This window comes from Amphritea pacifica (assembly GCF_016924145.1).
Classification (GTDB): domain Bacteria; phylum Pseudomonadota; class Gammaproteobacteria; order Pseudomonadales; family Balneatricaceae; genus Amphritea; species Amphritea pacifica.
Map to the genome: position 1 here is coordinate 85576 of NZ_JAFFZO010000021.1, position 9243 is coordinate 94818.

Genomic DNA, 9243 nt, shown 5'->3' on the forward strand with positions numbered 1-9243 from the left:
ATAAACACCCATATAAAAAATAAGGTATAACATAGCCTCAGATAATCTAATAATAACTATTATGGCCAGTACATGTTTCACCCTTTATATCAACTACCCCATGCTCCCGCAGGGTGTTCAGGCCCATGCTGAACAGATCTGCTCTGTTCAGCCGCCGGTTACTGATCGGTTTTCTGACCATCGTTTCCACCATTACCCAGGGCGCAGAACCATCAACAGCAGATCTCCCCGACCTCACGGACTTGTCACTGGAAGAACTGTCACAAACGGAAGTGATCAGCACTGCACATTTTGCCCAGCAGGTGGTCGATGCCCCATCAGCGGTATCGGTGGTCACTGCTGATGATATCGCTCGCTTCGGCTACCGAACCATCGGCGAGATACTCGATAGCATGCGCGGAATCCATATCACCCGGGACCGCGACTACGACTTTCTCGGCGGACGTGGCTACGGAGCACCCGGCGAATATGCCGGACGCATCAAGCTACTGATTGATGGCTACTCCGCCGCAGATAACTATTACAATCAGATCTTCACCGGCAACGAAGGTTATCTGGATACCTCACTGATCGAACGCGTGGAGTACGCCCCGGGTCCCGGATCGGCGATCTATGGTAATAACGCCTTTCTCGGCGTCATCAACATTATCACCCGACGAGGGCGCGATATCGACGGCACGGTCGTAGACGTAACCGGCGGCTCTCAACAGGATCGGGAGGGAACGATTACCTGGGGCAAGCGATTCAGCAACGGCGCAGAGTGGCTGTTGTCTGCCTCGTATCAACAGAATGATGGTATCCAGCATTACTATAACGACGACCCCGATCACAGCCCCGAAAACAGTAGCAAACACCTGTTTTTAAAAGGCAGCCTTGGGCACTGGTCGGTGGAAGCGGCTTCGGCAGAGGGATGGAGAAAGTTCGACTTCGACGCCCCAGATACAGACAACTTCCGGATTGAAGATCGCAACCGCTTTATCAACATCAGCTACGAGTCCGATTTAGACCGAAACTGGCGCACCATCACCCGGCTTTATCATGGCGAATACCGCTATACCGCGTCGGAAAATTACGTCACGTTCGACGAACAAGATTTTTTTCGGACGCTGGGACGCTGGTATGGTGTCGACGGAAAACTGATCTATCTGGGACTGGAGGGTCACCGCATACTCCTCGGAAGCGAGTATCATATCGACTCACACGCAGATGCCAGTGAATATTATTATGCATCCGGTGATCTGACAGATGCATACACCTACCGAGACAACGCTGATACTCTGAGTTTCTACGTTGAAGACAGCCTGGACCTGACACCGACTCTGTCCGCCAGCATCGGCGGCCGCTACGACAAACGCCGATACCTGTCACTGCATTCCCGGCAACACTCGATCAGTCCCCGCCTGGCCCTGATCTATATCCCCAGAAACGACCTCACGGTCAAGCTATCTTATGGCCAGGCAAACCGTTTTGCTGCAATATTTGATATATACGGTGAGATTCCCAAACCATCCAGAGTACGGACATCAGAGTTAGTGGTAGAGCACAAAAAGGACGATTACCGTCTCCTTAGCTCTCTGTATCATTACCGCGTCGACCGGCCTGACGAGTTTTCAGACAGCAAGTACCAGGACATCACCGGTGCAGAACTGGAGTCCGAGTGGCAATGGCCTGGAGGCCAGACATTACGAGCCAGCCTCACTTGGCAGCAAGCTCAGGATGACAGCGGCAACGATATGCCTAATGTGCCCCGCACTATTGGCAAACTGCAATACTCCTTGCCTCTGGCGGAAGAAAAGTTACGCGCCAGCCTGGCGTTACGCTACACAGGCACACGCGCAAAATTATCTAACGAGGGCTACGCTGACAGTTACTCCATCACCGATCTGACACTGACATCATCCAATACACTACCAAACACAAAACTAACGTTCGCCGTGCGGAATCTGTTCGATACACATTATGGGGAAGTCGCCTACACCTCAAACGATTCTGGCCTTCAAGCTCAGGTCGGGCGCACGTTCTGGCTGCAGGCGGAGTACATATTCCAATGAGAATACGCCTGCTCACGCCTCTGTTAATGATATTACTGATCTTTGCGCCATACACCCTGGCTCAGGCACAGACGCAAAAAGATGAGCGCTCAGTGAAAGCGGCATATATCTACAACTTCCTGCACTTTACCGAGTGGCCGACACCGCCGAACCAGCCCTTCCACTTCTGTATTGTCGGGCATACCTCTCTGGACAGAGAGCTGGCGCGCCTGAATCATAAACCGATACGTGATGGCGTCGTGATTGCCATTTCGCACGTATCCGTCACTGATGATTGGGGATTCTGTCGTGCCCTCTTCGTAGATAGCAGCAGTCGTAAACAGATTGATCGACTGCTGGTAAAACTGAACTCAGCCCCCATTCTGACCATTAGCGACTCGAAAGGCCTCGCCGACCATGGAATAATGATTGAGATGGGTGCCCGGCATAACCGGATTGCCTTTGATATCAATCTGAAAGCGGCACATGCAGCCAATATGAACTTTAGTGCCCGACTGCTTAAACTGGCACGTTACGTAGCCATGAGATAACCAGATCATGCGCAAACGTACCAGCCAGTCAATTCGTCAACAACTGACCACCGTCGGCGTCTTTATTACTTCACTGGCGCTGGCAGTACTGATGTTGGGTACGCTGATTTACGAAACGCTGAGTAAACACCAGTTACTGGTCGAAGCAGTTCAGGTCAGCGCTGATGTGCTCGGCCGCAACAGCGAAGCCGCGATACTTTTTAACGATCAACGGGATGCATCTGAACTACTCGCCTCTCTGGAAGGTGATCCCAATATCCTGCGTGCAGCTATCTTCCTGCCTGACAATACACAATTGGCAGACTACAAGGCTCAGGGACTCCCCGACTGCCAGCCAATATCGTCAGCGACAGCCAACGCCGCATACAGTATGCAGTTTTCCTGGTGCAGTATTCTTCTATATAAACCCATTATATTGCATGGCCAAACAATCGGCAGCCTCGCCCTGGAGCACAGCCTGGAACCGCTGCGAAACAGTCTGATATTCGACCTGCTGTTCAGCATCGCCGCGATCATCATCACCCTGCTTCTGTCACAACAGATTTGGAAGAGAGTGGCTCGACGCATCACCTCGCCGCTTTATCATCTTTCTGAACTGACACAACGAGTGCAGCATGAACAGGACTTCAGTCTGCGCGCCACTATCGGCGCACTCGATGAAGTGGGTAAGCTGGCTCTCAACTTTAATCGGATGATGGGGCAGCTACAGCGCCATGATGTGCGACTGAAAGAAGAGCTGGGCCAGCGCCGTAATGCAGAAGAGCGGCTCAACCAGCTGGCCTACTACGACAATGTCACCGGACTGAACAACCGCCATCACTTTAAAGAGCAATTAAAACGCGCTGTTAACCAACCCAACAAGCACAAAACGAAATGCGCAGTCCTGTTCATTGATCTTGACGGCTTTAAAAAAATCAACGACACCCTCGGGCACGACATGGGGGATATGCTGTTGTGCCAGGTTGCGCAAAGACTTAAAAAAGGGGTTCGCGAGCAGGACACCATCTGTCGCCTGGGCGGAGACGAGTTCGCTATTATTGTCGAACACAACGTAACGCTGAACCAGATCGAACAGCTGTGTGAGCGGCTGGTCAAGCTAATGGCACCTGCTTACCAACTACAGGATAATCGCGTTTTTGTAACCGCCAGCATCGGCGCTAGTCTTTACCCTGAACACGCTCTTAACGCTGAGGCTCTGGTCAAAAACGCCGATATCGCCATGTACGAAGCCAAGGAGAATGGCAAAAACGGCTTCTGTATCTTTAGCCCATCGACGTCCGCCGATATCGATACACGATTCAGGGTCGAGAACGACCTATACGATGCACTGGCAGCACATCAGTTTCAGTTGCACTATCAACCCTTGTTTAACGCTAATGACCGGGAACTCACCGGCTTCGAAGTACTGCTACGCTGGCATCACCCGACACTGGGCTGCGTCAGCCCTGCGGAGTTCATCTCTATTGCAGAAGACACCGAAATGATCATCCCTATCGGTGAATGGGTGCTGGAGCAAGCTATCCGCCAACTACAGGAATGGAAACACCTGAAGCCCAATTTGAAAATCAGCGTAAATCTCTCTGGGTATCAACTGAAAAGCGATGCAGCCATTGAACGACTCATATCGATACTACACGCCTCCACAATAGAACCCGGCAATGTCGAACTCGAACTGACTGAGGGCGCACTCCTCGACAGCGCGGATCAGGTTCGCATCCGTATGCAACAACTGCTCAGTGCAGGCTTCCTGTTGTCACTCGACGACTTCGGCACCGGTTATTCATCACTCTCTTCACTACACACGTTTCCCTTCACCCGCATCAAAATTGATCGCAGCTTTGTCGCACAACTCAACTCAACCCCTGAAAGCCAGGCGCTGATCCGGGCTATTATCGCCATCGGCGAAGCACTGCAACTCGACATCTCTGCAGAAGGTGTCGAAAATGAGCAACAGGCCCGCATCCTTACCGCACTCGGCTCTGGACAGGTTCAAGGCTACTATCTGGGGAACCCCATGCCAGCCGAAGCAACACAGACCCTGATCGAACAACAGGCGGCAGCCCCTTCCGAGTCATGAATATGAAAGCCGCAAGCTGATAAGAGGGGTAATGCTCATCCTCAAGCCTCTACACCCGACTAATTATCAGTTTAATACCAGATAGCAACCGTGGGTCGCTTAACCAGAGACGCTGAAACTAAGATACTGTTCTCTATAGAAACCAAGCGGGCTATTTCCATATAGCGGCTAAGATGACTAATATAACTACACACTATGAGTGTCATAGGATATCCCGTCCCCTGGCCATTTAAATTCCATAGTTGGTTGAGGTTTTTTATGACTTTGAAACTGATGTAACTTCATAATGAAAAACATCATTGATACAGAGGCCAAGCGGTTAAAACTGGTTCGCAGCCTGCCAGCTCTGGTCACGCTTATTCTGATTATCATAAACCTTGTCATCTGGCATCAAACAACCACCAACACAAAAAAAGCCTATCAGGACTATTTCGACTTCCGGGTTCGGGAAGCGATCATCAATATTGAGAACCGCCTGTCCACATATCAGCAGGTGCTGTTTAGTGCCCGGGGACTGTACGATGCATCCAGAACCGTGAGCCGTGCTGATTACCACAGTTTCGTCAATGCACAACATCTCGAAGAGAACTTCCCGGGCATTCAGGGCGTCGGTTTTTCCCTTATTTTGTCACCGGATATGAAGAACCCGCACATATCTGCCGTGCGGGCGGAGGGGTTTCCTGAATACAATATACGTCCGGAGGGAGCGCGCGATCTTTACACCTCCATAGTCTACCTTGAACCCCTGGCCGACAGAAACCTCAGAGCCTTTGGCTACGATATGTTCTCTGAGCCTGTGCGGCGAGAAGCGATGGAACGATCCCGCGACACCGATAGTCCGGCAATGTCGGGGAAGGTCAGGCTGGTTCAGGAATCTGGCAAACAAGAGCAGGCTGGATTTCTGATCTATGTTCCCGTTTACCACAATGGTCTTCCTCACGATACGCTTAGCAACCGGCGGGCCAATATCATCGGCTGGGTATACTCCCCTTTTCGTATGAATGACCTGATGGAAGGTATTCAGGGTGAGCAAGCCCATGATATCGACCTTGAAATCTTTGACGGGCGCCGACACTCTTATGTACGATTCAGATGCCAGCAGAGAGCGCTTTCCTTTTGACAACAAGCGAGAAGATAACACTCATCGGTCGACACAACAGATAGAGATAGCCGGACACCGATGGACTGTCTTTACCCAGGCGTCACAAAGTTTTTATGACCGAATTGAAAACAACGGTGCTGACCTCGTACTGATTTCCGGAACCTTAGGAAGTTGTTTATCCGGTTTGATTTTGTGGCTGTTGATTGATGGTCGCGTACGGGCGCAGAAAATCGCGCAGGAGATGACCAGACAGTATAGGGAAACAGAAACCACACTGCAGGCTATTCTGGATTCATCGGCAGTGGCGGTTGGCTGGGCGAACCAGCGTGGCGAGATTGAATATGTCAATCCAGAGTTTATATCGATGTTTGGTTATACCACCAGAGATATTCCCAGCCTGACTCAATGGCACACCAGAGCCTACCCTGACAACGATTACCGCAACCGTATCGTGGCTGAATGGGAAGCTGAAGTTGAACAATCCAGAGCCTCAGGTTCGCATATGCCGCCATTTGAATCTCTGATAACCTGCAAAAACAACACAACCAAACAGGTGCAATTGCTAAGCTCATGGGCGGGATCAAAACTACTGCTCAACTTTACCGATATTACTGAACTCAAGCGAGCTCAGGAGTTGAGTGCCCACATGGCACAGCATGATCACCTCACCGGACTCCCCAACCGCATGCTCTTTGCCGACCGGATTGAACAAGCAATTAGTTTAGCCAAGCGGGATCAGCACCATCTTGCTGTGCTTTTTGTTGATCTGGATAAGTTCAAATCGGTCAACGACCAGTTGGGTCATGAAGTCGGGGATCTGTTACTTCAGGAAGTTGCTAAGCGGATGCAGGATTGTATCCGTGAATCCGATACAGTAGCCCGTATCGGGGGCGATGAATTTTTGGTGCTACTACCCGTTATTAATCAGACAAACGATGCTGTTTTAACCGCCGAAAAGATCCGTTTCGTTCTTAACAGTCCCTTTATTATTACGGGTCATAGCATAGAAAACTCGTCCAGTATCGGGTTAACTTTCTATCCTGATCATGGAAAAAATCAAAGCTCACTGATCCGCAACGCAGATATCGCCATGTACACAGCTAAACAAAACGGCGGTAATTCGGTTGTCACTTTTAATTCTAAAATGATTAATAAGCATGAGTCGATGGATTAAACTGCGCGCCTGACGTGCCTCCGATGAGCAACATGATTATATCCATCTCTAAATAACAAAAGCCCGCGATTGCGGGCTTCAGACGTTTCCAGTTCGTCAGTGTGATCATTCCCACTCTAATGTAAATTAGAAGAAAAAATGCTTATATAATAGCAACTTATAAAGTAGCACATTCTCAATACCATCATCTATACCATGCTAAGATTTTTTTTTGATTTTTTGCTACTCGTCGGCGTTTGAGTTCTGCCCTGGCCCAAGCTGAGGATTCGGCCATGTCCTGCCGTAACTGAACGATCTCTTCAGGGGTTAGCATGCGCACCTTAGCTTCTTTTCTATCAGAGCCAAAATCAGGGAGGGAAGGTTTATCTGAACTATGTGTCATACAAGCAAAGGTTATATAAGAGAGTCTAGGCAGCCCCACCCTCCATGCGACTTAGCTTTCGCCTCACCTCACGTCTGGTAGAACTGCCGAGACCGAGCGGCTCATGCGGACCACTCAGGCATACATCTCCATGCGTAGGACAATGTCTACCCATGCGCGCTGGTGTGTGAGCTGCAAACAGCCATTAAGTCGCACGATGCGCTCTTTTCAGTATACATCTTGGCTCACTTTAGCGTCTAGCTCTTTAGCGAAATTGTACCCTGACCACTTAGTGAACCAAGTCGAGCAATAGCTGATAACTTTTTTTCGACACGCCTTAGGGACATCACTTTTTTCTAAAATTTCATCTTTGAGTTTATTACTCACATATGGACACGCAATCAAATCAAGAGTCATATGTGTGATTTCACTATCAATGTTTATTATCGAATTTTTTTGTGCATATTTTTGCAAAACGTATTCTTCAATTGGCTCTTTTAAAAAATCATACCGTTTTTTATTCTCTATATAAAACAGCAAAACAATAATAGAAAAGTAGTTTAAATCTTTTTCAACATTAATGCCCTTAGAGCTTTTTACAATCCCAAAATATTTGCACAAGGAAAATTCATCAAGCCAATAGAACTTACCTAGCTGACGCATTAAAACAAGCAAGTACAATGTCTCAACTGGAGTTTCATTTCCTACCTTTATGTCTTCCAATACAGAACAAGAGCCATTAAATATAGAACGGAATATTACATCACGGTATTCAATCCCCAGAGTGCGATCATTAACAAACAGAATAATCTGCTGCATAATCCTACAGAGCTTAATGGTTCCATTAACTTTTGGAGACATTGAATATATGAAGAATGAAAATTCAATTAAACTAACTAGCGCACTTACAAGTTGTTTATCAACATTTTCACCTTCAGGAACCTTAGTATAAACAAGCAATATCTTTCTTACTTTTTTCTCTAATATAGAAAGAGTGTAGTTGAGTATATCCCCATATGAAACATCTGACGTATGGAGGATAGATTTAAAGTCTGTAATTAAACTTGACTTTCTGAAATACAAACTAGCTTTCTCAATTTCCTTAGTTCCCTCTACATATTCTATATTATATTTCAGCTTATCTGACAAAAGATCAGCAATTTTCTTTTTTGCTATTGTGATAGGTGTTATCACAGGCCTATCAAAAAAGTACTCTTTACTTTTATTCAGGTTAAGCTTGTATTTTGTCAAACAAAGACTAATTGAAGACTTTATTTTAGAGAAAACCTCTTGGTCATTATAAAAAACAAAGAAGTCATCAACATACCTAAATACATGGTAGTCAACCCCAAAGAAAACGCTCTTTCCCTCCAAGTCTGAGACAATATCATTATCAATAGCTTGAAGTATAATTTCGGCAAATATTCTAGACAATTCAGGACCAATTACAATTCCATTTGTCTCATTATAGTTAAGCTGCTGCATCAAACTATCAAAAACATTTGGAAAAGTTGATTTAGTTTGACTAAGATTATTTTTGGCATATTCTTTACTGTATACAGCCCAAGCTATCGAGTGGGTATAAATGGAATCAAAACAATTCGAGATATCAAGCTTTGATAAAAAACTATACCTTCCCTCGCAATCATGATATTCATCAGATTCGTAAAAATTAAAGATATTAACCCGGCGGATAAATACATCGTCTAAGCCGCGTATTTTATATGCTGTGATTTGAAGTAACTTTTAACCCGCGCGGGTCTTCTTTGTAGCGTCAACATGCATGATCGTGTTTTCTTCTTCAGCTCTTTCACACTTCGGATCGCTGCACCACTGTGCAACATGCTCTTCAGATCACAATTCAGATACTCGTCAGGATTGAGTTCTGGAGAATAGGCTGGCAAGAAAAATACTTCCAAATAGCGCTTAACTATTCGGCTCGCCAACC

Annotated in this window: 7 protein-coding genes; 5 read left to right on the forward strand and 2 right to left on the reverse strand. The window is 47.2% G+C overall.

What is annotated here, in order from left to right; translation table 11 throughout:
- The first annotated feature begins 125 nt into the window (after positions 1–125).
- The 5 genes from JW499_RS13405 (at position 126) to JW499_RS13425 (ending at position 6934) form a co-directional block, all read left to right on the forward strand.
- Positions 126–2051: a TonB-dependent receptor plug domain-containing protein gene (locus tag JW499_RS13405; RefSeq protein ID WP_205211084.1), complete on the forward strand. Its 1926-nt coding sequence runs from the start codon at positions 126–128 to the stop codon at positions 2049–2051.
- Positions 2048–2581 carry a YfiR family protein gene (locus JW499_RS13410; protein ID WP_205211085.1) on the forward strand — a complete coding sequence of 178 codons (534 nt, stop codon included), beginning with the start codon at positions 2048–2050 and terminating at the stop codon, positions 2579–2581. Before JW499_RS13405 ends, JW499_RS13410 begins: the two co-directional genes overlap by 4 nt.
- Before the next feature lie 7 nt (positions 2582–2588).
- Positions 2589–4658, forward strand: coding sequence for a bifunctional diguanylate cyclase/phosphodiesterase (locus JW499_RS13415; RefSeq protein ID WP_205211086.1), 2070 nt, complete (start codon positions 2589–2591; stop codon positions 4656–4658).
- A 286-nt stretch (positions 4659–4944) separates the two neighbouring features.
- Positions 4945–5778 (forward strand): CHASE domain-containing protein, encoded by an 834-nt coding sequence (locus JW499_RS13420; protein WP_205211087.1) that lies wholly within the window; start codon positions 4945–4947, stop codon positions 5776–5778.
- Positions 5779–6001: 223 nt separating this feature from the next.
- Positions 6002–6934, forward strand: a complete 933-nt coding sequence (locus JW499_RS13425) for a sensor domain-containing diguanylate cyclase (protein ID WP_205211088.1) — start codon at positions 6002–6004, stop codon at positions 6932–6934.
- Positions 6935–7523: 589 nt separating this feature from the next.
- Here the strand turns inward: JW499_RS13425 and drt3b are convergent.
- Entirely contained in the window at positions 7524–9029 is a 1506-nt protein-coding gene (gene drt3b / locus JW499_RS13430) for an antiviral reverse transcriptase Drt3b (RefSeq protein WP_205211090.1), read from the reverse strand.
- Positions 9002–9243, reverse strand: a 242-nt coding sequence (locus JW499_RS13435) for a transposase (protein WP_205210119.1), incomplete at its 5' end; no start/stop codon positions are given. The genes JW499_RS13435 and drt3b, both read right to left, overlap by 28 nt.